This is a genomic window from uncultured Marivita sp., assembly GCF_947488135.1.
Classification (GTDB): Bacteria; Pseudomonadota; Alphaproteobacteria; order Rhodobacterales; family Rhodobacteraceae; genus Marivita.
In genome coordinates, this window is the sequence record NZ_CANKYW010000001.1 from 14,785 (window position 1) to 40,735 (window position 25,951).

25 protein-coding genes are annotated in these 25,951 nt (G+C 57.9%); 16 read left to right on the forward strand and 9 right to left on the reverse strand.

Features of this window, described 5'->3' with window-relative positions:
* Positions 1-114: 114 nt before the first annotated feature.
* Both Q1B16_RS00065 and Q1B16_RS00070 read left to right on the forward strand, forming a co-directional pair.
* Entirely contained in the window at positions 115-1,947 is a 1,833-nt protein-coding gene (locus Q1B16_RS00065) for a TonB-dependent receptor (RefSeq protein ID WP_299783724.1), read from the forward strand.
* Positions 1,948-1,962: 15 nt separating this feature from the next.
* Complete coding sequence (locus Q1B16_RS00070) at positions 1,963-2,769, forward strand: ABC transporter substrate-binding protein (protein ID WP_299783726.1); 807 nt, start codon at positions 1,963-1,965, stop codon at positions 2,767-2,769.
* 7 nt (positions 2,770-2,776) lie between these two features.
* On the opposite strand, the gene Q1B16_RS00075 is transcribed toward Q1B16_RS00070, so the two are convergent.
* Together Q1B16_RS00075 and Q1B16_RS00080 are read right to left on the reverse strand one after the other, a co-directional pair.
* Positions 2,777-3,673 carry a BadF/BadG/BcrA/BcrD ATPase family protein gene (locus Q1B16_RS00075; RefSeq protein ID WP_299783728.1) on the reverse strand — a complete coding sequence of 299 codons (897 nt, stop codon included), beginning with the start codon at positions 3,671-3,673 and terminating at the stop codon, positions 2,777-2,779.
* Positions 3,674-3,814: 141 nt separating this feature from the next.
* On the reverse strand, positions 3,815-5,188 hold the full coding sequence (locus Q1B16_RS00080; protein WP_299783731.1) for an aspartate aminotransferase family protein: 1,374 nt from the start codon (positions 5,186-5,188) through the stop codon (positions 3,815-3,817).
* A gap of 155 nt (positions 5,189-5,343) precedes the next feature.
* Here Q1B16_RS00080 and Q1B16_RS00085 point away from each other — a divergent pair, with 155 nt between their 5' ends.
* The 8 genes from Q1B16_RS00085 (at position 5,344) to Q1B16_RS00120 (ending at position 14,246) form a co-directional block, all read left to right on the forward strand.
* Positions 5,344-6,528 carry a M24 family metallopeptidase gene (locus tag Q1B16_RS00085; RefSeq protein ID WP_299783733.1) on the forward strand — a complete coding sequence of 395 codons (1,185 nt, stop codon included), beginning with the start codon at positions 5,344-5,346 and terminating at the stop codon, positions 6,526-6,528.
* A 17-nt stretch (positions 6,529-6,545) separates the two neighbouring features.
* The gene (gene argE / locus Q1B16_RS00090; RefSeq protein WP_299783735.1) at positions 6,546-7,706 is read left to right on the forward strand and encodes an acetylornithine deacetylase; all 1,161 of its coding nucleotides are present in this window, start codon (positions 6,546-6,548) and stop codon (positions 7,704-7,706) included.
* A complete protein-coding gene (locus Q1B16_RS00095; RefSeq protein ID WP_299783737.1) occupies positions 7,699-8,379 on the forward strand; it encodes a GntR family transcriptional regulator in 681 nt (226 codons plus the stop codon). Before argE ends, Q1B16_RS00095 begins: the two co-directional genes overlap by 8 nt.
* Before the next feature lie 171 nt (positions 8,380-8,550).
* On the forward strand, positions 8,551-10,602 hold the full coding sequence (locus Q1B16_RS00100) for an ATP-binding protein (RefSeq protein ID WP_299783739.1): 2,052 nt from the start codon (positions 8,551-8,553) through the stop codon (positions 10,600-10,602).
* Positions 10,603-10,739: 137 nt separating this feature from the next.
* Positions 10,740-12,410: a PAS domain-containing sensor histidine kinase gene (locus Q1B16_RS00105; RefSeq protein ID WP_299783741.1), complete on the forward strand. Its 1,671-nt coding sequence runs from the start codon at positions 10,740-10,742 to the stop codon at positions 12,408-12,410.
* Between the two features lie 24 nt (positions 12,411-12,434).
* The gene (locus Q1B16_RS00110; RefSeq protein ID WP_299783743.1) at positions 12,435-12,836 is read left to right on the forward strand and encodes a response regulator; all 402 of its coding nucleotides are present in this window, start codon (positions 12,435-12,437) and stop codon (positions 12,834-12,836) included.
* Between the two features lie 119 nt (positions 12,837-12,955).
* A complete protein-coding gene (locus tag Q1B16_RS00115; protein WP_299783745.1) occupies positions 12,956-13,894 on the forward strand; it encodes a response regulator in 939 nt (312 codons plus the stop codon).
* The gene (locus Q1B16_RS00120; RefSeq protein ID WP_299783747.1) at positions 13,860-14,246 is read left to right on the forward strand and encodes an Hpt domain-containing protein; all 387 of its coding nucleotides are present in this window, start codon (positions 13,860-13,862) and stop codon (positions 14,244-14,246) included. Before Q1B16_RS00115 ends, Q1B16_RS00120 begins: the two co-directional genes overlap by 35 nt.
* A gap of 75 nt (positions 14,247-14,321) precedes the next feature.
* Here Q1B16_RS00120 and Q1B16_RS00125 read toward each other — a convergent pair whose 3' ends face one another.
* From Q1B16_RS00125 to Q1B16_RS00145, 5 genes are all read right to left on the reverse strand, one after another.
* Entirely contained in the window at positions 14,322-15,215 is an 894-nt protein-coding gene (locus tag Q1B16_RS00125; protein WP_299783749.1) for a polysaccharide deacetylase family protein, read from the reverse strand.
* Complete coding sequence (locus Q1B16_RS00130; RefSeq protein ID WP_299783751.1) at positions 15,212-15,637, reverse strand: nuclear transport factor 2 family protein; 426 nt, start codon at positions 15,635-15,637, stop codon at positions 15,212-15,214. The genes Q1B16_RS00125 and Q1B16_RS00130 overlap by 4 nt, the downstream gene beginning before the upstream one ends.
* A gap of 15 nt (positions 15,638-15,652) precedes the next feature.
* Positions 15,653-16,096 carry an amidohydrolase family protein gene (locus tag Q1B16_RS00135; protein WP_299785940.1) on the reverse strand — a complete coding sequence of 148 codons (444 nt, stop codon included), beginning with the start codon at positions 16,094-16,096 and terminating at the stop codon, positions 15,653-15,655.
* Positions 15,978-16,694 (reverse strand): amidohydrolase family protein, encoded by a 717-nt coding sequence (locus Q1B16_RS00140; protein WP_299783753.1) that lies wholly within the window; start codon positions 16,692-16,694, stop codon positions 15,978-15,980. Before Q1B16_RS00140 ends, Q1B16_RS00135 begins: the two co-directional genes overlap by 119 nt.
* A gap of 79 nt (positions 16,695-16,773) precedes the next feature.
* Positions 16,774-16,953 carry a hypothetical protein gene (locus Q1B16_RS00145; protein ID WP_299783755.1) on the reverse strand — a complete coding sequence of 60 codons (180 nt, stop codon included), beginning with the start codon at positions 16,951-16,953 and terminating at the stop codon, positions 16,774-16,776.
* 261 nt (positions 16,954-17,214) lie between these two features.
* Between Q1B16_RS00145 and Q1B16_RS00150 the strand changes: the two genes are divergently transcribed.
* A complete protein-coding gene (locus tag Q1B16_RS00150) occupies positions 17,215-18,978 on the forward strand; it encodes a sugar phosphorylase (protein WP_299783757.1) in 1,764 nt (587 codons plus the stop codon).
* Here the strand turns inward: Q1B16_RS00150 and Q1B16_RS00155 are convergent.
* Positions 18,972-20,192 carry a glycosyl transferase gene (locus tag Q1B16_RS00155; protein ID WP_299783759.1) on the reverse strand — a complete coding sequence of 407 codons (1,221 nt, stop codon included), beginning with the start codon at positions 20,190-20,192 and terminating at the stop codon, positions 18,972-18,974. The two genes, Q1B16_RS00150 and Q1B16_RS00155, sit on opposite strands and share 7 nt — an antisense overlap.
* A complete protein-coding gene (locus tag Q1B16_RS00160; protein WP_366140117.1) occupies positions 20,185-21,114 on the reverse strand; it encodes an HAD-IIB family hydrolase in 930 nt (309 codons plus the stop codon). The genes Q1B16_RS00155 and Q1B16_RS00160 overlap by 8 nt, the downstream gene beginning before the upstream one ends.
* A 45-nt stretch (positions 21,115-21,159) precedes the next feature.
* Between Q1B16_RS00160 and Q1B16_RS00165 the strand changes: the two genes are divergently transcribed.
* From Q1B16_RS00165 to Q1B16_RS00185, 5 genes are all read left to right on the forward strand, one after another.
* Complete coding sequence (locus tag Q1B16_RS00165) at positions 21,160-21,342, forward strand: hypothetical protein (RefSeq protein ID WP_299783761.1); 183 nt, start codon at positions 21,160-21,162, stop codon at positions 21,340-21,342.
* Between the two features lie 58 nt (positions 21,343-21,400).
* Positions 21,401-21,985, forward strand: a complete 585-nt coding sequence (locus Q1B16_RS00170; RefSeq protein ID WP_299783762.1) for an ANTAR domain-containing protein — start codon at positions 21,401-21,403, stop codon at positions 21,983-21,985.
* Positions 21,982-23,145, forward strand: a complete 1,164-nt coding sequence (locus Q1B16_RS00175; RefSeq protein WP_299783764.1) for a CmpA/NrtA family ABC transporter substrate-binding protein — start codon at positions 21,982-21,984, stop codon at positions 23,143-23,145. The genes Q1B16_RS00170 and Q1B16_RS00175 overlap by 4 nt, the downstream gene beginning before the upstream one ends.
* A gap of 260 nt (positions 23,146-23,405) precedes the next feature.
* Positions 23,406-24,773, forward strand: a complete 1,368-nt coding sequence (locus Q1B16_RS00180) for a CmpA/NrtA family ABC transporter substrate-binding protein (protein WP_299783766.1) — start codon at positions 23,406-23,408, stop codon at positions 24,771-24,773.
* 98 nt (positions 24,774-24,871) lie between these two features.
* Complete coding sequence (locus Q1B16_RS00185) at positions 24,872-25,948, forward strand: ABC transporter permease (protein WP_299783768.1); 1,077 nt, start codon at positions 24,872-24,874, stop codon at positions 25,946-25,948.
* Positions 25,949-25,951 lie beyond the last annotated feature (3 nt).

The following is a 25,951-nucleotide window of genomic DNA, read 5'->3' on the forward strand; positions in this document are numbered from 1 at the left end:
TGGGGCGGCGGCAATGTCCGCAGTGGTGTCAATCACCGTCTGCGGGTGCCTCGGCATTCCAGATTATCGTTAGAATACCGGTGCTTTGCGCCGGGCAAGGCCGGGATCATTGCCATGACACGTCTCACCACCAAGCTTCTCCTCTGTTCTACTCTGGTTGCACCATCCCTTGTTGCGGCTCAGGATGTGACCGATGAGCCTATCGAACTCGAGGAAATCGTTGTTTTCGGCGGTTTGCTACCGACGAATCTAAACACCACCGGCGCAACCATCGATGTTGCGGAAAGCGAAGACATCCAGCGCGGTGGGCTGGGCGCGGCGGCAGCGCTGGACGCGCTTCCGGGTGTCGCGGTCAGCGCGAATGGCGGCTTGGGCGGAAGTGCAACGGTCCGCGTGCGCGGTCTGAGCGGGCCTTATGTCGGCGTTCGGATTGATGGCATTGACGTGGCCGACCCGTCTGGCCCACAGACCGCGTTCAACTTCGGCACTCTGACCAGCGGTGCGCTGGACCGGATCGCCGTGGTGAAGGGCACACAATCGGCGGTCTATGGATCCGAGGCCATCGCGGGCGTTGTCGAGGTCGAGAGCTGGAGGCCACGCGTCGATGGTTTTTCCGGCAAGGCACAGGCCGAGGTCGGCAGCTTCGAGACGCGCGCGGCCAATCTGAGCTTCGGATTCCTCGACGCCCGCGCCGAATTGGCGCTTAGCCTTGGTCGCGTGACCTCCGAAGGCTTTTCCGCGCGCGAGGATGATGACGAAAACGACGGCTTTGAACAAAGCACCGTAAATCTTTTCGCGGCTTATCAGGTCAGTGACACGATCCGGCTCGGACTTGCGGGCATCTGGTCGGACGGCTCGGCCGAATTCGACCGCTCCGAGTTCGACAACACCGGCGAGATTGACGAAACCCGTCGTGGAATTCGCGTATTCGGCGAACTGCAAACCGGGGCTTGGACGCATGAGCTGTCCTTCAGCCACTTCGAGATCGACCGGTTCGATGCCGGCGGGTTCACTAGCGATTTCCAAGGGGAGCGGGACACGGCGGCGTATCTCGCACAAGGAGATATTTCTTCCTCGATGACCCTGGCGCTTGGTGCCGACTGGACGGAAGAGCGGTCCGAACTGGACGGCGACAGCTATGACGCCTCGAACTCGGCGGTTTTTGCAGAACTCAAGGCAACGCCGACTGACGCGATCGAATTGTCCCTGACCCTGAGATACGACGATTATTCGGATTTCGATGGTCAGGTTTCCGGCCGCGCGGCGCTGTCCTATCAATTGAACGACGCCACAATCGTCCGGGCGTCGCTAGGCACCGGCTATCGCGCGCCATCGCTTTACGAGCGGTTTGGGCCGTTCGCCGGATCCTCTCCCCTCGATCCAGAGGAAAGCCGGAGTTTCGACCTCGGGATCGAACATGCCTATGGCAATCGCGGATCGGTCAAGGCCACCTTGTTCTGGGCCGAGATCGATAACCTGATCGGTTTCGGCGCATCGTCCAACTGCCTGCCATCGCAAGCGTTTGGCTGCTATATTCAGACTGATGGCACCACCGACACGCGGGGTCTTGAACTCAGCGGCTCTTACGCGCTGACCGACCGCATTACCGTGTCCGGGGCGTACACGCTGACCAACGCGGAAAACAACGGGGACCGTGTGATCCTCGTGCCGCGTCATGATCTGTCGCTCGCTCTTCAGGCGGACATCACGGATCGGTTGCAAGTCGGGCTCAACATGACCCGGGTGGCAGACACTCTTGACGGATTTGCGACACCGACCGCGCTCGACGACTATACCGTCTGGGATGTGTCCGCACGCTATGACATCACCGATACCGCATCCGTCTACGGGGCGATCGACAACGTTGCCGATGCGTCTTACCAGACGGTTCGCGGCTTCAACGCACCTGAGCGGACGATCCGGTTCGGTGTCGAAACGTCATTCTAAGCCGTGATCCGTCTGTTGACGCTTCTGACTTTGGCGCTGGCCCCCTTTTGGGCCAGCGCTTCTGATTTGCCGCGTGTCGTTTCGGTAAATGTCTGCACCGATCAATTGGTCCTGCTATTGGCCGATCCCGAACAGATCATTTCACTCAGTCAGCTTTCGGATGATCCGCGTTCGTCGGTCATGGCGGATGAAGCGACCGGCTTCGCCAGGAACAACGCGCAGGCCGAAATGATTGCGGTGCAACGGCCCGACGTGGTGGTAGCCGGGATCTACAACGATCCGAACCTGATCAATATGCTGCAATCCATCGGAATTGAGACGGTCCAGTTTCCGGTGACGCAATCGCTGCAAGACATTTCATCCGAAATCCGCAAGATGGGAACGGTTCTGGACCAGCAGGCCAAGGCTGAGCGAATTGCCGACCGGCTTGAACGTGACCTGACCCAAATCCGTGCCGCACAGGAAAACGCGCCGCTCGCTGCTTTTTTCCTGCCGAATGGGTACGCGCTTGGGGCGGGCACGCTCAGTCACGAAATCCTCGTGGCGGCGGGTGCGCGCAATCTTTCGGTCGAATTGGGGTTCGAGGGCAACGGCACCCTGTCGTTAGAGCAAGTGATCCTGCATCAACCCGACCTTCTGATCGGGGCGCAAGAATATCGCGGCTATTCCATGGCCGAAGACATGGTGACCCACCCCGCGCTGGCAGCCATTCCGGTTCTCAATACGAGCGTCGATTGGGTCTGCGGGACTCCGTTCGTCCTGCGAGCGATTGAAGATGTGGCCCGCGCAATCGAAGATCTTGAGACGTCTTCGAACGAGTAAGGCAGACCTATTTCTGCCCGGATGAGACCTCAGCTTGCACAGTCTCGCGCGCGAGTTGCAAGGCGCCGTCGAGCGCGGTACCCCGTGGCTCTGCGATCCGCGCCTGAAACGACGAGGCGAGCCATGGCCGGTACAGCGGTGCAAGTCCGCCGGTCAAGCATACGACGTCTTCGTCCTTCAGGTCCAAGCTCGTCAGGCATAGGTTCAGATAATCCGCCGCCTCACCGACAATCGGCATCGCGTTTCGATCGCCGTTCTCCGCACTTGTCAGAACCTCCGGGGCCAGTTCCGCAAAATCAGCGGGTGACGCGCGCCTTGCAAAAGCGATGAGCCTGCTGGGGTCATCGCCGAATTTCACCCAAAGCCGTTCGACAAGCCCAGAGGTCTCCGCAAGGCCGTCTCGTACCATCGCACAGCGTTGCAGGATGTGTTGGCCCAGCCAGGCTCCGGACGCCTGATCTCCCAAACGCAGACCCCAACCGCCGATAGCCCGGATATCTCGGCCTCGTTTCATTGCAATGAATGACCCGGTGCCAACCGCGACCACCGCCCCGTTCCGGTCGCCCAGAGCGCCTGCAACCGATGTCGGTTGGTCGTCGGTGACCGCACATCGTGCGAAGGGCATGCGCTCCGCTATCGCTTTGGCATCCTTCGGTGATACGATCCCTGCGATGCCCAGATGCGCCGATGCGGCCTTTAGGACGTCCTGTGTAAGTCCCGCAATCTTCGCGGTGTCGTTCAGTGCAGCAAGCACGTTCTCGACTGTTCGTGCGGGGTCACTCGTGAAATTGGCGGCACCGCCTTGAGCTGTAGCGATAAAATTGCCATCGAAATCAGCGATTGCGACCCGACAACCCGTGCCGCCGCCGTCGATCCCGATGAACAAGGTGGGTGTATGCGTCATGCGCCCCGATTAGCACATTCGGTGTCTCCGTGAAGAGGCGGAATGTGCCGGGCCAATAGCTTTTCCGGCGCAGTTCGGGCTGTCGACGATAAGGCCACCGCGCAGTCACGCGGCGGCCTTCTTAGATTGTGTGGAAGTGCGTCACCCAAGAACGGCTTTTACCGCGCGCACGGTCCCGGCGACGATCTGATCCGCCTCTTCGCGGCTCAGGCAGAACGGCGGAGCGAAGCCAAGGATGTCTCCTTGTGGCATGGCACGCGCGATGATCTTGTCCTGTTCCAGAAGCTTGGCCGAGATCTGTGGTCCGATCTTGTCGGCTGGATCAAAGAACACGCGGTCGGCAGTGTCCTTCACGAACTCCACCGCGCAGATCATGCCTTCGCCACGGACCTCACCGACATGCGGATGGTCGGCAAGCGCGTCGGTCATCGCCGCGTTGAGATACGCGCCGACCTCTCCCGCGTTGGCGATCAGATTCAGATCGTCGATCAGCTTGAGGTTTGCCACGCCGGCCGCTGCGCCGATGGGATGGGCCGAGTAAGTCCAGCCGTGCCCGATGGGCCCGTTTTCGTCTGTTCCCTGCTCCAACACAGCCCAAACCTTGTCGGACACGATGGAACCAGAAAGCGGCGCATAGGCCGAGGTCAGGCCCTTGGCGATGGTGATGATGTCCGGCTTGATTCCGTAATGTTCGGAGCCGAACATCGTGCCCAGACGTCCGAAGCCGGTGACGACCTCGTCGGCTATGAGCAGGATGTCGTGCTTGTTGAGCACCTCTTGGATCGCGGCCCAATAGCCTGCGGGTGGCGGAACGATTCCGCCCGTGCCCAGCATCGGTTCCCCGATGAAGGCGCCGATGGTGTCCGCGCCTTCGCGTTCGATCAAAGCCTCGAGATCGGCCACGCATTGCGCGACGAATTGCGCCTCACTCTGGTCAAGGTTTTCGCGCCGATAGTAGTAGGGTGCCGTGGTGTGGATCACCTGCTCGACCGGCAGGTCGAATTTCTTGTGAAACAGCTCCAACCCGGTAAGAGACCCCGTCACAAGCCCCGACCCGTGATAGCCGCGCCAGCGCGAGATGATCTTTTTCTTCTGCGGTCGTCCAAGGATGTTGTTGTAGTACCAGACCAGTTTGACGTTGGTTTCGTTGGCGTCCGACCCGCCAAGGCCGAAATAGACTTTGGACATATGATCGGGCGCGCGGTCGAGGATCATTTTGGACAGAGTGATCGACGCCTCGGTGCCGTGTCCGACATAGGAATGGTAATAGGCCAATTCGCGCGCCTGTTCGGCAATCGCTTCGGCGATTTCTTGGCGTCCGTAGCCAACATTCACGCAGTAAAGCCCTGCAAAAGCGTCCAGAAGGCGGTTGCCATCACGATCCTCGATGAAAACGCCGGATGCGGTCTTGATCACACGGCTCGGGCTTTCGCCGCGTGCGTGTTGGGCAAGGTGGGTGGACGGGTGGAAAAAGTTGTCTCGATCCCACTGATCAAGTTTGTCGTTCCGAAGCATGTCGTTTTCCAGTCATTAAAGGTGGCAAATCGTTGTGCACATCAGGTGATATTTCTTGATCATGTCAAGAAAACCACCACGGTTTTCGTGCGCGGATCGGCAGCATTTCAGCCGAGTTGTGTACATCATACAAAATTATCGGTCGAGGACCAACCATGCCCGAGGGAAATGCCCCGTTTAGCCAAACGGAATATGATCGGCGGATCGCGCTGACCCGTTATGCGATGGATGTCGCCGGGCTGGATGCCCTGTTTATCACCGATCCATCGAATCAGGCCTGGCTGACCGGTTATGACGGATGGTCGTTTTACGTGCATCAAGGCGTCCTGTTACGGATGGAGGGAGAGCCGATCTGGTGGGGCCGGTTCATGGATTCCATTGGCGCATTGCGCACCTGCTGGATGTCGACAGACAACATCTTCGGCTATGCGGACAGCTACGTGCAATCCACTGTGCGCCACCCGATGCAGGATCTGGCCGAGAGGTTTCGCGATTTCGGTCTCGCATCGGCGACCATCGGGGTCGAGATGGAGAACTACTATTATTCGGCCAAGGCGCATGAGGTGCTGTTGACCGAATTGCCCGACGCGCGGTTGAAAGACGCCACGGCGCTGGTGAATTGGCAACGGTTGATCAAAAGCCACGAAGAGATCGCATTCATTCGCAACGCCGCGCGGATTTCGGAACGCGTGATTGAAACGGCCATTGACCGTGCAGAGCCGGGGGTTCGCAAAAATGATCTCGTGGCCGATATCATGCACGCGGGTATCACGGGCGTCGATGATATCTGGGGTGATTATCCCGCCATCGTCCCACTGACGCCGTCGGGTCTCGACGCGACGGCGGCGCATTTGACTTGGAACGGCGACCCCATGCGCGAGGGCGAGGCCACGTTTTTTGAACTCTCGGGCTGCTACCGCAGATACCACGCGCCTCTTTGCCGGACTGTGTTCCTTGGCACGCCGCCAAAAGAAATGCGGGATGCGGAGATCGCGCAGCTTGAAGGGATCGAAGCGGCCCTCGACGTCGCGCGTGCGGGCAATCGCACCTGCGATATTGCACAAACCCTTATCGACGTGCTGCAACAGCATGGCATCTACCGCGAAGGTCGCTGCGGGTATCCGATCGGTCTCAGTTATCCCCCGGACTGGGGCGAACGCACTGCATCTATCCGGATTGAGGATCAGACCATTCTCCAGCCGGGTATGACGTTTCATTTCATGCCGGCGCTCTGGATGGACACCTGGGGTCTTGAGACCACAGAGACGATCCTGATAACCGACGACGGACCGGCAGAACCGCTTTGCAACGTGGAGCGAAAGCTGTTCGTCAAAGACTAGGGAAAGGGGCGAGAGAAGTGGATCACCTCCAGCGAACAACGGAAATCCTCGGGGATCTCATCGCCTTTCCCACCATCTCGGCGGATAGCAATTTCGACATGATCCTGCATATGGCGGGCCTTCTCGAAGAGGCGGGCGCGCGGTGTGATGTTATGTCGTCACCTTGCGGCACTAAAGCGAACCTGTTTGCAACGCTTGGTCCGGATCGCAACGGCGGTATCGTTTTGTCGGGTCACAGCGACGTGGTGCCCGTGGCCGATCAGGCGTGGACTCGCGACCCGTTTCAAATGGATCAAGACGACGGTCTGCTCTACGGCCGTGGCGCCTGCGACATGAAGGGGTTTATTGCGGCAACGCTCGCGATGGCACCGCACTTTGCAGAATGCGTGCGCGACAGACCGGTGCATTTTGCGTTCACCTACGACGAGGAAGTCGGGTGCATGGGCGCGCGACATCTCGTCGAGACGCTTGCGGAACGTGATTTGACGCCCGGCGTTGCTGTGATCGGTGAACCCACCGAGATGCGGATCATAGATGGCCACAAGGGATGCAACGAATACACGACCCGTTTCAACGGGCTTGCCGGGCACGGATCCCTTCCCGATCACGGGGTCAACGCTGTGGAATACGCAGTGCGCTACGTAAACCACTTGCTTGGGCTCAAGGACGCTTTGCGCGCACGCGCGCCGAAGGGGTCGCCGTTCGATCCGCCTTGGACAACGGTCAATGTCGGCTCAGTCGTGGGGGGCATCGCCCATAATGTGATCGCGCCGTCCGCGACCGTCGAATGGGAGATGCGTCCGGTGCAGCCGGGTGATGCCGAATTCGTCAAGGATAGTCTTCGGCAGTATTGCGAGACCGAGCTGCTGCCCAAGATGCAGGCCATTCACCCGGATGCCTTCATCACCACCGATGTGATCGGCGAGGTCGTTGGATTGATGCCAACGGATGAAAACGAAGCGCGACGCATCATTTCGGAATTGACCGGTGCCAACAGCAGCGACGTCGTCGCCTTCGGAACGGAAGCCGGATTGTTCCAAGCGCTGGGTACGGATGTCGTGGTCTGCGGACCCGGCTCTATCGAGCAGGCGCATAAGGCTGACGAATTCGTAGCCTTGGACCAGCTTGCGCAATGTCTTGGCATGTTGGAACGCCTCGGGAATCGTCTGCGTGTCTGATACGCGCGACAACGCTTCGCTGACCGGAAAAGACCGCCACGCGGCGATGCATTTCGAAATTCGTCAGCGCATCTGTCTCTTGGACTACTTGCCGGGGTCTCAACTGTCGGAAACCGCCCTCGCAGAGGAGTTCGGAACCAGTCGAACGCCGGTGCGCCGCGTGCTGGCGCGCTTGGAAGAGGAGGGGCTGGTGCAATCCGTGCACGGTGTCGGAACCTTGGTGACGGATGCCGATATCACGGAACTGCAACAAGCATATCGGTTGCGCATGGAGTTGACCGCTTTAACCGGCAAATTGGATCCGATCATGCCGGATGCAGCGTTCATGCGCCGATGGCAGGCGCTGATCGAACGGGCGGAAGGGATGGTCGCAGATGGCACGCCACGGACGTTCACTATCCTCGATATGGATGTGTTCCGCACTTTGCTCGAGTTGACGGCAAACGAACCACTGAGAGAGGTTCTGGTGCGGTTGTACTACAAGACGAAACGTCTGTGGCTTGTCCGGGCCCTTCAGTCTCAACTGGAGCTAAACGAAGAATTCCGCATATTCCTGCACGAGCTTGAATCGATCCGGATCGCGCTCGACTCCGGTGACCTTGTCGCGGTCGCTCAAATCCAGCGGGCGCATATTTCGATGAGTTTCAACCGCTTGCTCCAGCAAAAAGCGTGACCTTTTCGCAACCAATCAACCTATGAGTGCCGCAATCTTTCCGACGGCAATCGTGGGTGGATGTACAGCGGTGCTGCTGTAAGTTAACCACAGATAGCAAAAAACGACTTTCTGACGCGACGCCACTCTTCAACTTCTCGGCAACGGCGTTTCATTGGTTATACGGCCTCAGTGACCAGTGATGTGTTCAAGCCCAAGCCACCCGACGTCACTCATTGCGAAAGTGCCATGCCTCAAATCCTCTCCAAATATGCATTGATCGTTGTAGCTGCCATCGCGGTCGGCGTTCTGTTGAACGTTCTAGACGCACGGCAGCATGTGGTCGATCAGCGCGCGCAGGTGAGCCAATCAAACCGCGCCTTGGCTTCGGCGCTCGAAACAGCACTCAATGAAAAGATCCTGATCATCGAAGGGATTGCGGCTGTATTTGAAGCGGACCCCAATCTGACCTTCGCCGAATTCAGCCGGACGGCCGAGGTCTTGTTGGAAAACGATGAAGCCGTCCTGAACTTGGCCGTAGCTCCGGATATGGTCATTGACTACGTCTATCCGGTTCAACCGAACGAAGCGGCCATAGGTTTGGATCTCAGTTCGCGCCCCGAATTTATGGTGGCGATCGACAGGGCAGTCGCTGCGGACAGAACGATCATCGATGGTCCATTTCCCCTGGTTCAGGGTGGGGAGGGTTTCATCGCCCGAAGCCCGGTCTTCGTTGATACAGTCGAACAAGCCGAAAGCTTGTGGGGTGTCATCTCTTTGGTGATCGACAAGTATGGCATGTTCACATCCACGGGTTTTTTCGGACCTGATACGGACCTGGTGATTTCAGTCCAGGACGCCGAGGGGCAATTGGTCTTCGGCGCGCCCGGCTTGGCGGACCTTGATCCGATCCTGACCAGCGTAGAGCGGAACGGGATCGAGTGGACGATTTCGATGGCCCCACGGCTTGGATGGGCCAAAACATCACCGGCGTCCGCTGCCATTTGGGCGATCGTCGGAGCTTTTGCTGTGGTCGCCATGCTCACCCTTCGCGCCTTCGATTGGAGCGTCGAACGCAAGGAAAAGGCCGAAACACAATTGATGGAAGCGGTCGAGGCCCTGGAGGATGGCTTCGCGATCTATGACAGTGACGACCGACTGGTGCTTTGCAATCAGCGGTATAAGGAGATCTACAAGAGTTCCGCCGATGCAATGATCGTCGGGGAACGCTTCGAAGACATCCTTCGTCATGGGCTGAACAATGGCCAGTACAAAGATGCTATTGGCCGCGAGGAGGAGTGGTTGAAACATCGCCTCGAGCTTCACAAGTCGTACGGCACCCCGATGGAGCAGAGACTGGACGATGGACGTTGGCTTCGTGTGGTCGAGAGGCGTACTCCAAGCGGAAACACGGTTGGATTTCGGGTGGACATCACGATGCTCAAGGCAGCGCTCGAAAAGGCCGAGTCGGCGAACGCCGTAAAGACCAATTTTCTCAATGCGGTCAGTCACGAACTGCGCACGCCTCTCACAGTTGTGCTGGGCTACAACGCCTTTCTGTCCAATCCGAAAGTCCTGCCGACGTTCAAAGCGCTTCAAGCGAAGACTGCTGAAGGGGACATCGCGCAGATCGAAAACGCGCTTGATGACTTTTGCAACGACGTGCAGCGCTTTTCAAAGCAGATCGATGCCTCGGGTCAGCACCTGATGACCTTGATCAACGGAATCCTGGATCTTGCTGCAATCGAACAGGGGACTCTCAAGCTTGAGCGTGAGGTTGTATCGCTCCGTCAAATCAGCGAGGCCGTCATTCAAGAACTCAAACCCGTTGCAGAAAAGAAAGGTTTGGACGTCGCGTTGATCGGACAGGCGAGCAGTGTTTACGCGGATCCGCAGCGGATCAAGCAGATCCTGTTCAACCTGATTGGCAACGCCATCAAGTTTTCGAAGACAGGAACGGTCAAAGTCCGTTTGAGCAACGACGGAGAAACAGTCCGCGCGGAAATCGAAGACAATGGCGATGGATTGAGCCGCGAAGAAATTGACGTGATCTTCAGTCGTTTCGGCCAACTCGATATGTCGACCGCCCGGCAGCATGGTGGTGTCGGGCTTGGCTTGCCAATCTCGAAAGAACTGGCCGAGCTGCACGGTGGAACGCTCGAAGTGCAGAGCCAGAAAGGAACCGGAAGCGTTTTCTGCCTCAAGCTTTTTGCCTTCAGCGGGCAAAGCGAACAGGCGGCCTGACACGGGGTCGCACGAAATTTACCTTGTTTTTATTTTTTTGACGCCGCATTCGCGCCGGATTTGCACGGCAGGTTGCCCAGCGAATGCCACAGTAACGTCGCGGCAATCACGACACTAATCGGTGTTTGGGGCACGTCATGAAGAAAACCATCGCTCACGATAACAGCGGAAATTCAATCGAGTATTATATCGTGGCGGCGATTGTCCTCACTATTCTGATTGTCGGGTTCATGGCGGTGACCAACGTGGCTGTGCAAAAGGACAGCCTTACGTTGACCACGGGCTTTATTCTCTTGTTCGCCGCTACGGCCAGTGGCGTCATGAACTACTTTCGCAGCAAGAAAACAGCGCTTCGCATGGCGGCCAATTCGCTGGCGGTCGAACTCCACGAAAAAGCGCTGCTTGAGCACACGATCGTTAATGTGACCAGCAGCGACGGCAAGATCCTCGCGGTGAATGAGAAATTCACCGAGACGTTTGGATATACAGCCGATGAAATCGTCGGCAAACCGTCCTGCCTTCTGTATCGGCACGGGTGTGACACAGCTCAGAACGAGGAGTTGATGGAAACCGTGTTCAGCGGCCAGGCATGGTCGGGATCGCAACGCCTTGTGTCCAAATCGGGTCAATGCGTGATGGTGCAGGCCTCAATTTTTCCCAAGGTCAACGAATTCGGTGAGGTCACGGGATTTGTGTCGATCCGCACTGACTTGTCCAAGGCGATTGCCGAAAGCGTTGAAACCGGCCGCAACTCGGTCGTGGATGATCTTCCTGACGGCGTGTTCATCTACGATCCAGAGTCTTTTGAGATCAACTACGGGAATGCGAGTTTCCGTCAGCGCGTCGGCTGGGCGTCGGACGACCATGCGGCCAAATCGGTCACGAGCCTTTTCAGCGACGACGATCTCAAGCTGTTTCGGCGTTACCTCGTGCCCTTGATCAATGGTGAAACACGCCGCGCAGTCTTTGAATTCAGCCACGCCAGCGGTCCAGTCGAGGTGTTGACGCATTTCGTCGAAGACGTGGACGGCAAGCGCAGGCTGGTGTCGGTGGTTCGGGATATCAGCGCCCGCAAACAGGCGGAGCAGCTCAAACTCAGCTCCGTCTCAACAGTCAGCCACGAGCTCAGGACACCGCTGACATCCATCAAGGGCGCTTTGCGATTGTTGGAATCCGGCGTCATGGGGGATTTGACACCGGACGTATCAAAGCTCGTCGGTGTGGCGCATCGCAATTCGGAACGTCTGCTTGCTATCGTGAACGACATTCTCACCCTAGAAGAGCTTCATTTCGGAAAAATGGCGATCCGCGCCAAAGATGTCGACCTCCGGGATATCCTCAACGAAGCCGCGGAGGCGATTGCCCCATTCGCCGCCGAATGTGAAGTGAAATTCGTCGTTGAGACAACGTCGAAACCCGCGTTGGTCCAAGCCGATCCAGATCGTTTGATGCAGGTCATGTCAAATCTGATGTCGAACGCGGCGAAGTTTTCCCCGGTCGGGTCTGGGATTATCCTGCGGCTGGAAGACCAGGACAGTGCTTGGCGCGTCTGCGTGGAAGACAAGGGGCCAGGCATTCCGGAACACGCACGCAGCACGCTTTTCGACAGCTTCATTCAGGTCGAGAACACGCCGGGCAAAGCTTTCCCGAGTACGGGTCTCGGACTTACGATCTGTCGCGAGATCATCCAGAAGCACGGTGGGCGTATTGCCTTTGACACGGAAGTCGGACGCGGAACGACCTTCTATTTCGATCTCGAAAAATCCGCACCGCTGAAACAGACAGGAAAACTGTCAGCCGTCGCGTAACGCAAGCTGAGGGTGGGAGAAAACATGCCAGAGCTGAAAACGATCCTGCACGTCGATGACGACGAGGATATCCTTGAAATTGCAAGGATGGCCCTGCAACTGGTCGACAGCTTCGACCTTCACCAGTTCAGTTCGGGCCCGGCGGCGCTGGACTCTTTGGACACCGTCGCGCCGCAACTTTTGCTGCTGGATGTCATGATGCCCGGCATGACGGGCCCCGAACTTTCCTGCCATATCCGGTCGATTGATCGACATAAGGACATTCCGGTCATCTTCATGACGGCAAAGGCAGAAGATTCCATGTCGAAAGAGCTTCTGGAAAGCGGTGCGCTGGGCGTGATCACCAAACCTTTCGATCCAATGACACTCGGTTCGCAGATCAGATCGATTTGGAGCAAGCAAAAGAATTTGGCGATCCATCAGTAACCCTGAGATTGCGTTGCGTCATGCAGGCGCGCGTCAAATTTGTGACGCATTCAGTGAGCAAGGTGGCAGAAGACAAAAGAAATCGGGCTGTTAATCGCTAAAAACATGGGGTGGAAAAAATGAAAATACTGGCAGTAGATGATGATCCGGTTTTCGCGGCTCTCTTTCTTGAGACCCTGAATCAACTTGGACACAAAGACGTCACGACCGCACCATCGGGTTTCGACGCCTTGGACCTCATCGAAAATGCGACGGTTGGTTTCGACTGCTGTATCCTGGATATCCAGATGCCCGAAATGAACGGGATCGAACTATGTCGCCGCATTCGCGCGCAGCCGGGCTATGCGGACGTTCCGATCCTGATGAACACGGTGATGTCGGATAAGTCATACATCGACGATGCCTTTGCCGCCGGAGCGACGGATTACCTGACCAAGCCAATCGACGAGACCGAGATCAAAAGCCGCCTGGGCGTCATGCAGATGATCGTCTCAGAGCGTCAGAAATCGCTGGCAGCACCGTCAGGCCGCAGCGGCTCTGCGACTGCGCTACCGTCCTACGGATTTCACGACAGCATCCCGATGAAGCGTATCGATGGGGGTATCGATGTTCTCGCGATGGAGAACTATCTGAACGCCCTTGGCCTGTTCCGTGCTCTTTCGGTGGTTGCAGTTGGCGTTCACGTCACCAACGGTCGTGAGATCTATGACATGGAAGGCGGAGCGATTTTTGGGGATGTAATGCTCGATGTCGCGACGTGCATATCGGATTGCCTCCCGTTTTCCGCGAAGATGATCGCTTACAAAGGCGGTGGCGATTTTGTCTGCCTCATTCCGAAGCGACGCGAACGCGACAATGCCGGCTTTGGTGATCAGCTCCTTGGTTATATTGCGGAGTTCCAAAGGGTCTACGACGAGCTTCACATGCGACTGCCGATCGTTTCCGTTGGCCCCGCTATGACATGCCGGGCGACAAACCTGACGACGCCATCGCGGTTGATCGACGAAGCGATCCTCGCGGCACGTGACTTCCATATGCGGGAAGCAAGTTTTGCGTGAGAGGAACGTACCGAGACAACCTGTCTCGGATCTCAGCCCACAACTGGCTCTGATCCGCGGCAGATTTCTGGACCGGCTCGCGCAACGCTGCATTGAGATCGAAACGCTCGTGCAGCAGATCGAGACGGATGGGGTTCAAGTGGACTTGGTCCAAGAAATCGCCGGGCGCGCGCACAAGATTGCGGGGGTCGCCCCGACGCTTGGTTTTGCCCGTCTCGGGTCCCTTTCGGTTGACATTGAAGCACGGCTGTCCAAGTTGCTTTCGCAGTCCGCGTGGCCCGACGCACGCGAACGGATCGAAGCGTATTTGACCGAGATCGAAGCCGTTTTGGAGACGTATGATCCAATCTAACCGCGACGACGCTATCGGTTTCAAACGCGGTCGAATGCGTCTGGATAAGCCGGCCGCCTCGGACCATGTTTTCGTTTACGTAGGTCTTGGGATGGCCGGATGGTCCGCACAGAAATCGTAGATCGCACCTGATCGCGTGATCCAGATTTCGTCACGGCGCGCGCAGATATGCTGCAATGCCCGGCGCAAGTGCCGAAGCCGGTAAGGCTGACCGACCAGATACGGATGCAGCGCGATGCCCATGACCAAGGGCTGCTGCGTGGATTGCTCCAGCATTTCATCGAACGTGTCGATCAGGATATCGGCAAACGCCGCCGCGCCATCCTTGCGGGCCACGATGGACGGAATGTCGTTCGCCTCCTGAGGATAGGGGATCGCCAACAACGGCCCATGCTCGGTCCGCATCCAGACGGGCTGATCGTCCATGCACCAGTTGAGCGTATAGGTGTATCCCACCTCCTTGAGCAAATCCGGCGTTACCGGGCTCTCGGCGATCCAAGGGGACAACCAACCTTTTGGGGCCTTGCCTTCGGCTTGTGTCAAAACCTCGGTTGCCTCGGCAATCAGGGCCCTTTCATCATCGGTCGACAAGACGCTCTGGCGTTCGGAGTTCGTCCGGCCATGGCCCACGATTTCGTCCCCGCGTACGCTGAAGGCGGCCATGAGGTCGGGCGCGTAGTCGTACATCACCGAATTGGCGAGCACACTGGCAGGCAGGTCCATCGTTTCAAAGAGATCGAGCATCCGCCACGCGCCAACCCGGTTGCCGTAATCGCGCCACGCGTAGTTCAGAACGTCTGGCTGCGGTCCACCCGGAGCCAGTTCCGCACCCAACCCCTCGCCAAAGGCGAAGTGTTCGAGGTTCAGGCCGATATAGACCGCGAGGCGTTTGCCGCCGGGCCAATCATAGTCAGGCCGATCCGTGATCGCACTGTAGTCGTAACGGTCGTGGGTCGGCAGTCGGATCATAAAGGGGCCTCGGACAAGCCTGCCTTGTGAAGCAGGATTTCAGCGCTGTCGTTCCAGACATGGGTGCTGACGATCTGACCGTTGCGGACGATAAAGCTGTCCATGTAGCGGTTGGTTTCGAACGTCGTGCCGTCATGCCATTCACCGTAAAGGTAGCCCGTGTTGTAAACATGAACATCCCCCGTTGCCGGATCATAGGTGGCATCGGTGCGCAGGAATTTCTTTTTGACCCATTTGTAGCGTTTGGCGTTGAAGGCAGCGGTCTGGTCCGGGCCGGTGAACTTGCGGCCTCCGGTGAAGGTGATGTCGAAATCATCCGAGACATAGGCCCGCGCGCCCTCTGGGTCGGGCACCATCGACCGTTCCAAATAGGCTTCGACGATGCCTTTGGCAGCGGCGGCGGGATCGGTTTTCTGGTCCATATGGTCCTCGTTTTGTCAGTTAAGATGCGCGGCGCAATGGCGGTGGCAGAAGCCTTTGACGACCTGCGCCGCGGCGGCGTTCATCATGCGGGTGTCCGCATTGGCGTGTGTGATGCGGTCGGCGGCGGACATGGCGCGGGCGCGCAGGGCGGGTTCGTCAACGGTCAGGATACGGTCGTCGGCGAACACCATCTGCCCGGCGATCATGACCTCTCGCACTGCTGCGCCGGTTTCCGCAAAGACGATCTGGTCGAGCGTCGTGCGCTGCGGCGTGTAGTGGCAGTAGGTTTGGTCAAGGAGCACCAGATCGGCGGCCCAGCCTTCGGCGATCATTCCCACCTTATCGAACCCCAACAACCGCGCGCTGCCACGTGTCGCCATGTCGAACGCCTCGGTCGTGCGGATCCACTGGTCGCTGTCGATGGTGTGCGCCCGGCTGAGCGTGGCGGCAAGGCGCATCGCTTCGAACATGTTTTGCCCGTCGGACGTGTTGCATCGTGCTGTCCCAATCGGGCAGGGTCATCGCAGCGACCGCGTCTTTCAGCGGGCCGTCAAACGCTTCAAGCAAACCGGGCAGGGCCTGATAGATTGTCTGGTCTGCTATCATCGGAGCCACAACAGCGCGCAAGCCCACATCGTGATACGCGTGCGCCACGGCATGGGTGCCCTCAACCGTCGGGCCGGGCAGTTCGATGAACAGATCGAAACAGGCGGTGCAGCCTTTGCGGATCAGTTCGACGGCAGACAACTGCGCACACAGCGCAAGATCATCCAGGCTTCGTCCTAGGTTCAACCAGGCCGAGCCGGACAGGAAGGTTTCGAGAATGGCGTCGTCCGGCACTCCGCCGCGCGCCAATGCGCCGTGCGAATGGGTGTGACCGTTGACAAGGCCGGGAATGACGATGCGCCTGGTGGCGTCGAGCGGCTTGGCATCGGCCACGGTTTCGCCTTGGGGAAGGATGGCCGCGATCTGGTCGTTTTCGATCAGGAGCGAGACATCTGCGAAGTGGTCGTTCTCAATAAGAACCTGTGCGCCTTGGATCAGAGTTCTGGTCATGAGTCCGCGATCCCCAGACAGAAAACATACGCCAAGGCCGGAACCTTGGCGCATGTGTGTTGCGTGGCTTAGTTGAGCGTCACTTCGAAAGTGCGCGTGTCGGCAGGTGGCAGGAAGGACCGATCAAAGATCTCCGACGCTCGGGCAGACGGTCGAGGCCATAGCCCTTGGCAACGATCTCGATCGAACGCGTCAGGCGTTCATCCACCAGATCACCCATACCGGCAAGCGGATGTGCAATGGGCCGGATCGGGAGCACTGTGGTGACCTGAGAGCTTTTTGCAAGAGTCCGTGGGTGCCAGTGGCGGCATCAAAAAAACCGACTTAACTCACCGATAGAAAAACGAAAATTCGGCTAATTTGCCCTTGGCGAGGTCGCAAGCGGCGACTTTTGCCAACTTACCGCAAGACGAAGGAAGACTATGCCCCAATTTCAGGCAACTCGAGCCGCGCTGAGGCTGCAATTGGCGGAATTGAGTGAAATATTTGAAACGGCTGGTCAGCCGTGATTGTTTTAACCATGGGTCAAGAAGTTCGGCACAAAGAGAAAACTCCGGCGGTCAGCCGGTCGCTCGCCGCGAAGGTGAGCGAAATCTATCCCGACATCGACGCTGACATTCTGACGTCAAAGGTCATTGATGCGTTTTGGCCGGATGGCACGCAGCGCCGCAAACGTGCACGCAAACCGGGCAACGCGCTCTGGTCGCAAGGTGATGCATTGGTCATCACTTACGGAAATTCCATTATCGACGGGGTACATAAACCGCTCGATCTGCTGAACGACTTTTTGCACCGATACCTGCGCGGCGTCATCAATGGCGTCCACATCCTGCCGTTTTTCCCGTTCACATCAGACGATGGCTTTGCCGTCACCGACTATCTGTCTGTCAATCCACAACTGGGGGACTGGGCCGATATCAACCGGATCTCGGCGGATTTCAAACTGATGTCGGATCTGGTTCTGAACCATGTTTCGAGCCAGGGAACGTGGTTCAACGCGTACCTTCAGGGTCAGACACCCTACGACCGGTTCTTCTTCGAGGCCCGCCCCGAGGATGATCTGAGCATGGTGGTGCGTCCCCGGACAACTCCTCTGTTGCAGAAGGTGGAAACCAAAAACGGGCCTCGGTATGTCTGGTGTACTTTCAGTCATGACCAGATTGATCTGGATTTCCGCAACCCGGAGGTTCTGCTGGAATTCCTGCGGACGATCCGCACGCATATCGACAATGGTGTTCAGATCATCCGCTTGGATGCAGTGGCTTTCCTATGGAAGGAGGTCGGTTCGCCGTCCATCCACCTGCCACAGACGCATGCGATTGTGAAACTGATCCGGCTGCTCTGTGACTACGCGGTAGAGCCCATCGTCCTGTTGACCGAAACCAATGTGCCCAAGGCCGAGAACCTGAGCTACTTTGGCAAACGCGACGAGGCGCATGTCATTTACAACTTCCCGCTACCGCCGTTGATCTTGCACGCATTGTTATCGGGGACTGCGGAAAATCTTGATAAGTGGCAGCGATCCATGCCTCCCGCGCCGCTTGGCTGTGCTTACCTGAACTTCACGGCGAGCCATGATGGGATCGGGATGCGTCCGGCAGAAGGTCTGCTTTCCACCGAAGATCAAGAGGCGATGATCGCAAGCGTGAAGGCATCCGGGGGCCTTGTGTCGATGCGCGCTCTTCCTGACGGTGGGGAATCTCCCTATGAGCTGAACACGACCTATTTCGCGGCGCTAAGCCGGACTTTTGATGGGCCGGATCAGTACCACATCGACCGGTTTCTCTGTTCGCAGACCATCGTGATGTCGCTCGAAGGGATCCCTGCCTTTTACATCCACTCGCTGCTGGCCACGCCGAACGATACGGAGGCTGTAGAGCGGCGCGGGATGAACCGTGCCATCAACCGCCACCGTTGGGATTACGACACGCTGCGGATGCATCTGGATCAGCCCGACTCCGTCCATGCGAGGGTTCTGGCGGCGTTGAAACGCAGACTGACCATCCGTCAAAGGCAATCCGCCTTCCATCCAAACGCCACACAATTCACAGTCAGAACCGGTGACGATCGAATATTCGGAGTGTGGCGGCAGAGCCTGGATCGCCAGCAGTCCATTTTCGCGTTGCACAACGTCAGCAAGGAAAGGGTGACTGTGCCCGTGACATCCTTGAACATTATTGCAGACGAAGACTGGCGCGACCTGCTGTCAGGGGACGCGATCCCAGATGACGACGTGATCCTGGCTCCGTATCAATGCCGTTGGATCAGCAACACGGGTCACTGATAATCCCTCGTATCCGCAATGGCTGCCGCCTGCATGTCCCGAAGAAAATCAGGGTCAGCGGCGTGAACGCGGTTCCACGTTGCGATGAAAGGAGTTTCGTGCGGGTTGTCGAGAAATGTCTGTCCGGCCCGCATGATGTTTTCGGCGAACAACTCTATCGACGCTTCCTCTGAGTGGCGATCCAGCGTCAAACCGTTCATCTGGGCATCGCTGTAATACGCATCCAGCAGGTCAAGCGCGCTTCGGTAATATGTGGCCTTGAGCGTTCTAAACACATTTGTCGTGAATACCGTGCCATCGGCGGCAAGCTTTCGGAAAATCGCCTTGCAGATGTCCGTAGACATGCGGTTCAGGCCGTTCTGGGCGTCTTCGGGACTAAGCGCTTGGTGCTTGTGGTCATAGGCATCCGCGATCTCCACCTGACACACCGCTTTCGGCGCAAGGTTGCGCCACGCCTCGGACAAAACGCCGATTTCTAGCCCCCAATCGGATGGGATGCGCAAATCGGGCAGTATATTGGTTCGCATCGCGAATTCGCCCGAAAGCGGATACCGAAAACTGCGCAGGTAGTCGATATAATCGCGATCCCCGATCACCCTTTTGAGCGCGATCAGAAGAGGGCTGACCAACAGGCGAGTGACCCGGCCGTTGAGTTTCTCTGATCCGATACGTGCGTAATAGCCTTTGGCCACCTGATAAGGGAAAGTCGGGTTGGCCACGGGATAGATCAGCCGGGCCAGCAACTCGTTGGTATATGTCAGGATATCGCAGTCGTGGATCGCCATGACGGCACTGTCCTGACAACCGATCAGGTAGCCAATGGAGGTCCAGACATTCTTGCCTTTGCCCTGTTCCGCTGGCGACAAACCCATCTGTTCCAGGCGGTTGCCCAAAGCCAACATACGCGGGCTGTCATTCCAGATCACGATATGGTTCTGGTTCAGCCCTTCGAAAAAGGTTTTGGCGTGGCGAAATTGATCTTCGGTTGCGCGATCCAGTCCGATGATTATGCGGTGCAGGTACGTGACCTTCGCCAAGTCCGAAAGGATCTTGGGCATCGCTTCGGTTTCGAGCTCTGAATACAGACAGGGCAGGATCAGGGACATCTTGCGTGTCTGTGCAAAGGTCTCGAGTTCGTAGCTCATCTCCTCAAGAGAACGGGTGCGCAAATTGTGCAGCGTTGCGATGTTTCCGTTCTGATGAAAATCAACCATGAGAGTTGTGTCCTACGTGTTCATTCAGCATGTCGAGATAGGCGTTGACGGCTGTGTTCCAGCCTGTCGGACCGGCTTGCGTCGTTCGGATGATCCGACCCTGTTCTTCGCCAGGCAATTCGGGAAGGGGCGGGCGGTGTGGATTGGCGACAAGCACGCCAAAGTCGGCGGCTTGCAGCAAGTCGATGTCGTTCGGGGCATCGCCAAGCGCCATCGTTTTTTCGGGCTTCAATGCCGCGACAATGGTGTTCATCGCATCCGCCTTTGTCCGACCGAAGGACAGGGTCAGAAATCGCCCGCCTTGCTGGGCATTGATACCGTGAGCGGACAGGACATCTTGAAATTGACCGAGGTCGTCTTCGTCACCTGACCAGAGACCGGGCTCCGAGAAATCCCGCGCCTTCGCGCGACACGCTGCGTCCAGTGACAATCCGGTTACTGCTGCCACCTCGGCGGCATCCATATCCCCGAAGCCGCGGAACCGGCGACTGAGGCGATCGGGCAAGGCCTCGATCTGCCTACGCAGCTTGGTGTAGGTCGGCGTTTGGTTTTCACCATCCAGCCCGATGATCCCCGACCCGTTTTCGACAATCGCCGGGTGCTGCGTCAGGCTCATGTCGGCTTGAAGCAACCGGATCTCTGCGGCCGTCTTGCTGCTGGCGAGGACGACCGGAATCCCCATTGACGCCAACCTGTCCAGTGCGGGGCGCGCGGCGGTCCATTGATAGGTGTCATGATCCAAAAGCGTGCCGTCGAGATCGGAGAAGACTACAAGTTTCGGCGGCGCATTCATGATGTCAGTGTCCGCCGGGTTGATCGAAGGCTCAAGGACAAAACTGTTTTCCTTAACATCAATCGAGCCGATGAGCGGCGCATTGCCTGCTTGGTGCGCATAGAGCGCAGAGTAGCCCCGTGGCAGCACACCTTGGGGCCCCGGAGAATATCCAGATAGCGCCACGTCCTGGAGATGGAACGCACACGAAGCGAGAAGGAGTTGAAGGCTGCCATTGCGGCATTCATTGAAAGTGTGTCCGCATCAGCAACGAAAAACGCGAGGCTTCCACAAGTGGTCTTCGAAGGCGCGAGCAAAAAGCTTGATGCACAAGAATTGAGCGCCAAATTCCGGTTTTCCAAAGAAAGCATCATGTAACAGTTTCACAACTGTTTTTCAGGTTGTTCTCCGAATTTCGGATCGCCAAACGGAAAACATGCCAAGCCAACTAACCGTTGTTGTCGTTGAAGAGGATCGCGATCGTGCGATTGCGATTGTGGATGCGCTGAAGAACGGCGCAGACTGCAATGTCCATGTCATCGGAAACACAAGCGGGCTTGCACGGAAGATCGCGGAATTCGCGCCGGATATCGTTCTTATCGACATCGATCATCCAACCCGGGATATGCTTGAGGAGCTGACCTTGGCGTCCGGGCCACTGGACCGTCCTGTGGCCATGTTCGTTTCCGGTGCTGCGGGCGGTTTGGCGCAGACGGCGATCGAGGCCGGTGTGTCGGCATATGTCGTTGATGGATTGTCGGCGGAACGGATCAAGCCCGTGATGGACACGGCTATCGCGCGGTTCCGGATGGTGCGTCAGATGCGCAACGAGCTGGCCGAGACACGCCGTGCCTTGGAAGAGCGAAAGGTGATCGACCGCGCCAAAGGTCTCCTGATGAAAGCCAAGGGGATCGACGAAGGCGCGGCTTATGCGCTCTTGCGCAAAACGGCGATGGATCAGGGGCGTCGTTTGGCGGACGTGGCCGAAGCGCTTGTCACAGCGTCGGGGCTTCTTGGATGAAGACTGTCACGCTTCCCGTCGCTTATGTTCCGCTGGTGGATGCAGCACCTCTCATCGTCGCGCGTGAGATGGGTTTTGCCGAGTCCGAGGGGATTTCGCTCGACCTGATCGCCGCCCCCTCGTGGTCTTCGGTCCGCGATATGCTGGCCTTCGGGCGGGTAGATGCGGCCCACCTGCTGTCCCCTGTGCCCATCGCGATGGCGATGGGTTTGGGTGGCGTCACAACGCCATTGTCCGCTGTGTCTGTTCTGTCGGTGAATGGAAATGTAATCGGCGTCTCACGCGAGATCGAAGAAAAGCTAAGGGACGCTGGTTTCGGCTTCGACTTTACCGATCCCGTTGCTGCATCGGATGCACTGTCGAGGGTGTGCAGCAAGCCGTTGACGTTCGGCGTGCCGTTTCCATTCTCGATGCATGTCGAGCTTTTACGCTATTGGTGTGAAAATACCGCACTGGGCGCGGATGGGATCGAAATCAGGACTGTGCCGCCTCCTCTCATGGCCGATGCTTTGGCCGCAGGCGATGTCGACGCGTTCTGCGTCGGGGAGCCGTGGGGATCGGTTGCTGTCGATCAAGGGGCCGGTGCCTTGCTTTTGCCGGGACACGCGATCTGGCAATTCGCTCCGGAGAAAGTGCTGGCGGTTCGCACCGACTGGGCGGAAACCGAGCCGAACCTGCTGGGGCGCCTCATGCGGGCGGTCTGGCACGCCGGACGCTGGCTGAGCCGACCGGAAACCCGAACCACGGCGTCAGAGCTCCTGTCGCGGAAGGAATATCTGGATGTGTCGCCTGAACTCATCGACCGTGCTCTGTCAGGCAACCTGACCGTGACCTCCCGCGGCGAACAACGTCACGTTCCGCATTTCGTGGAATTCCACGCCGGCGCTGCAACCTTTCCGTGGCGCAGCCAAGCCAAATGGATAGCGCATAGATTAGGCCGGTCGCACAACGTCGAACACGATTCCGTCGCACATGTTTTCCGTGCCGATCTGAACCGAAGGCACATCGCGCCGACCGGGAGTGATTTCCCGGGTGCGTCGGAAAAGGTCGAAGGATCGATTCGGCTGGAGACTCCGGTTGCCTCGGCACGCGGTCAACTGACCCTTTTGCCCAATTCGTTTTTCGATGGCCGCGTTTTTGACCCTTCGCCGAAAGACTGACCGTTTTTTGAGCAAGTTCGACGCTGGCCGCTACTTGAACAGCGAGCAAAGCAGAATTTTCTAGAAGTCGATGCTGCGTTGCGGCAAGTTCATATCACTGACCTGCAACGAGGTGGGTCAGTTCGAATTTCTTCCCAATGACAGGGAATTCTTGAGCAAGGTCGCTCGCTTTCTGCCGATTAATCCGGCGGTCAGTGATCGGCCTTTTTTGCGTTTTGCCCTGCTGATCTTTCCTCCGCAGGTCATCGAAAGGACACATGATGAGAAAGCTTCTCCTAAGCCTCGCCGCGACGACCTCCCTCGTCAGCCCGGCCTTGGCCGAAATGCTGGAACTGGAAAAAGAAGAACTGACTTTCGGATTTATCAAGTTGACCGATATGGCCCCTTTGGCCGTCGCTTATGAACAAGGCTATTTCCTCGACGAAGGGTTGTTCGTCACGCTCGAGGCACAGGCGAACTGGAAAGTGCTTTTGGATGGTGTGATCGGCGGGCAGCTTGACGGCGCGCATATGCTTGCGGGCCAGCCCCTTGCAGCGACCATCGGCTACGGCACCGAGGCACATATCATCACACCTTTCTCGATGGACCTGAACGGCAACGGCATCACCGTGTCGAACGATGTCTGGGAGCAGATGCGCCCCCATATACCGACGATGGAGGACGGACGTCCCCAGCACCCGATCAGTGCCTCTGCTTTGAAGCCGGTCGTCGAAGATTTCCGTTCGCGCGGTGAGCCCTTCAACATGGGCATGGTGTTCCCGGTCTCCACGCACAACTACGAACTCCGGTACTGGTTGGCTGCTGGCGGGCTGGAGCCGGGTTACTATTCCCCCGAAAATATCTCGGGCCAGATTGGCGCGGACGTGTTCCTGTCCGTCACGCCGCCGCCGCAGATGCCGGCCACGTTGGAAGCGGGCACGATTCACGGCTATTGCGTGGGTGAACCCTGGAACCAGCAGGCCGTGTTCAAAGGCATCGGCGTGCCCGTGATCACCGATTACCAGCTCTGGAAGAACAACCCGGAAAAGGTTTTCGGCATCACCGCTGAATTCGCCGAGGAAAACCCGAATACGACGCAGGCGGTGGTCAAAGCACTTATCCGCGCGGCGATGTGGCTCGATGAGAACGACAACGCCAACCGTCCCGAAGCGGTCGAGATCCTCTCTCGTCCGGAATATGTGGGTGCGGATTACGATGTGATCGCGAACTCCATGACGGGCTTCTTCGAGTTTGAAAAAGGCGACAAACGCGACATCCCCGACTTCAACGTGTTTTTCCGCTACAACGCGACATACCCCTATTACTCGGACGCGGTCTGGTATCTGACCCAAATGCGCCGTTGGGGACAGATCGCCGAGCCGAAGCCCGACAGCTGGTATGACGAAGTGGCGAAATCGGTCTACAAGCCTGAGATTTATCTCAAAGCCGCGCGCGCCCTTGTCGATGAAGGCATAGCCAACGAAGAAGACTTCCCCTGGGACAGCGATGGCTACAAGGCCGCGACGCCGTCAGAGGATATCATCGACGGTATTCCCTACGATGGCCGAACCCCGAACGCCTACCTCGAAAGCCTGCCGATCGGGCTGAAAGGCAATCAGGTCGTCGTAGGAAACGAAATCCAAGGCTGACCCATTCGCGCGCTCCTCTGAAAGTACGGCCATCTTCGCCACGAGCTCCGGCAGAAGCGAGGAGCGCGCATCGCCACTCCGAAAAAGGACCTGATCCGATGACAACCGTCGATCCGAATTTCACAGACACCGCCGACCGCGAAGCACGGCGCGCGCGACTGTTCACCCGCATCAACGCTGCCGACAAATGGTTCCAGGTTCTGGGTCTGAGTTGGCTGACCCCTGTGATGAAGGCCGCCGCTGGCGACAATCCTCAAACGCAGATCAAGGAAATATGGCGACTGCTGATCGTTCCGATCCTCGCAATCTGCGCCTTTCTTCTTCTCTGGGCGATGCTGGCACCCAAAGTGGAAACTTCGCTCGGTGCCGTGCCAGGCCCGGCACAGGTTTGGGACGAGGCTGTGAACCTGCACCAGGACGCGCAGGACAAGGCGGCAAAGAAAACCGAATTCGAAGCCAAGGTCGCCGAACTGAACGAACGCCGCGTCGCCAACGGCCAAGAGCCGCGCGAGCGCGCCTATACCGGCGCACCGACCTACTACCAGCAGATTTGGACGTCGATTCAGACGGTCTTCTTCGGTTTCCTGATCGCGACCGCTATCGCGGTTCCGCTGGGTATCGCCGCAGGCTTGTCGCCGACCGCTAATGCAGCGCTCAATCCGCTCATTCAAATCTTCAAACCGGTTTCCCCTTTGGCATGGCTGCCAATCGTGACGATGGTCGTGTCCGCCCTTGCTGCCGCCGAAAACGAGTTGCTTCCAAAGAGCTTCGTAATCTCGGCCGTTACGGTGACGCTGTGCTCGCTTTGGCCGACATTGATCAACACCGCGCTCGGCGTGGCGTCGATCGACAAGGACCTGATCAACGTCTCCAAGGTGCTGAAGATGAACACCTGGACCAAGATCACCAAACTCGTACTTCCATCCGCCCTTCCGCTGATTTTCACGGGGCTTCGCCTTTCGCTTGGCGTCGGCTGGATGGTTCTGATCGCGGCGGAGATGCTCGCGCAAAACCCGGGTCTTGGCAAATTCGTCTGGGACGAATTCCAGAACGGATCCTCCTCCTCGCTGGCGCGGATCATGGTGGCTGTTCTCACCATTGGCATCATCGGCTTCCTTCTGGATCGCGTGATGTACGCCCTGCAATCGCTCTTCACCTTCTCGAACAATCGGTGATCA

What these genes read in the sequence shown, in the direction of transcription:
- Q1B16_RS00080 (WP_299783731.1), bottom strand. Translation starts at nt 5,188, where the DNA reads ATGCTTCGGAACGACAAACTTGATCAGTGGGATCGAGACAACTTTTTC.
- Q1B16_RS00175 (WP_299783764.1), top strand. Translation starts at nt 21,982, where the DNA reads ATGAAGACTGTCACGCTTCCCGTCGCTTATGTTCCGCTGGTGGATGCA.
- Q1B16_RS00115 (WP_299783745.1), top strand. Translation starts at nt 12,956, where the DNA reads ATGAAAATACTGGCAGTAGATGATGATCCGGTTTTCGCGGCTCTCTTT.
- Q1B16_RS00180 (WP_299783766.1), top strand. Translation starts at nt 23,406, where the DNA reads ATGAGAAAGCTTCTCCTAAGCCTCGCCGCGACGACCTCCCTCGTCAGC.
- Q1B16_RS00185 (WP_299783768.1), top strand. Translation starts at nt 24,872, where the DNA reads ATGACAACCGTCGATCCGAATTTCACAGACACCGCCGACCGCGAAGCA.
- Q1B16_RS00155 (WP_299783759.1), bottom strand. Translation starts at nt 20,192, where the DNA reads ATGGTTGATTTTCATCAGAACGGAAACATCGCAACGCTGCACAATTTG.
- Q1B16_RS00140 (WP_299783753.1), bottom strand. Translation starts at nt 16,694, where the DNA reads ATGACCAGAACTCTGATCCAAGGCGCACAGGTTCTTATTGAGAACGAC.
- Q1B16_RS00105 (WP_299783741.1), top strand. Translation starts at nt 10,740, where the DNA reads ATGAAGAAAACCATCGCTCACGATAACAGCGGAAATTCAATCGAGTAT.
- Q1B16_RS00165 (WP_299783761.1), top strand. Translation starts at nt 21,160, where the DNA reads ATGGAACGCACACGAAGCGAGAAGGAGTTGAAGGCTGCCATTGCGGCA.
- Q1B16_RS00085 (WP_299783733.1), top strand. Translation starts at nt 5,344, where the DNA reads ATGCCCGAGGGAAATGCCCCGTTTAGCCAAACGGAATATGATCGGCGG.
- Q1B16_RS00075 (WP_299783728.1), bottom strand. Translation starts at nt 3,673, where the DNA reads ATGACGCATACACCCACCTTGTTCATCGGGATCGACGGCGGCGGCACG.
- Q1B16_RS00150 (WP_299783757.1), top strand. Translation starts at nt 17,215, where the DNA reads ATGGGTCAAGAAGTTCGGCACAAAGAGAAAACTCCGGCGGTCAGCCGG.
- Q1B16_RS00125 (WP_299783749.1), bottom strand. Translation starts at nt 15,215, where the DNA reads ATGATCCGACTGCCGACCCACGACCGTTACGACTACAGTGCGATCACG.
- Q1B16_RS00170 (WP_299783762.1), top strand. Translation starts at nt 21,401, where the DNA reads ATGCCAAGCCAACTAACCGTTGTTGTCGTTGAAGAGGATCGCGATCGT.
- Q1B16_RS00130 (WP_299783751.1), bottom strand. Translation starts at nt 15,637, where the DNA reads ATGGACCAGAAAACCGATCCCGCCGCCGCTGCCAAAGGCATCGTCGAA.
- Q1B16_RS00065 (WP_299783724.1), top strand. Translation starts at nt 115, where the DNA reads ATGACACGTCTCACCACCAAGCTTCTCCTCTGTTCTACTCTGGTTGCA.
- Q1B16_RS00135 (WP_299785940.1), bottom strand. Translation starts at nt 16,096, where the DNA reads ATGCGCCTTGCCGCCACGCTCAGCCGGGCGCACACCATCGACAGCGAC.
- Q1B16_RS00110 (WP_299783743.1), top strand. Translation starts at nt 12,435, where the DNA reads ATGCCAGAGCTGAAAACGATCCTGCACGTCGATGACGACGAGGATATC.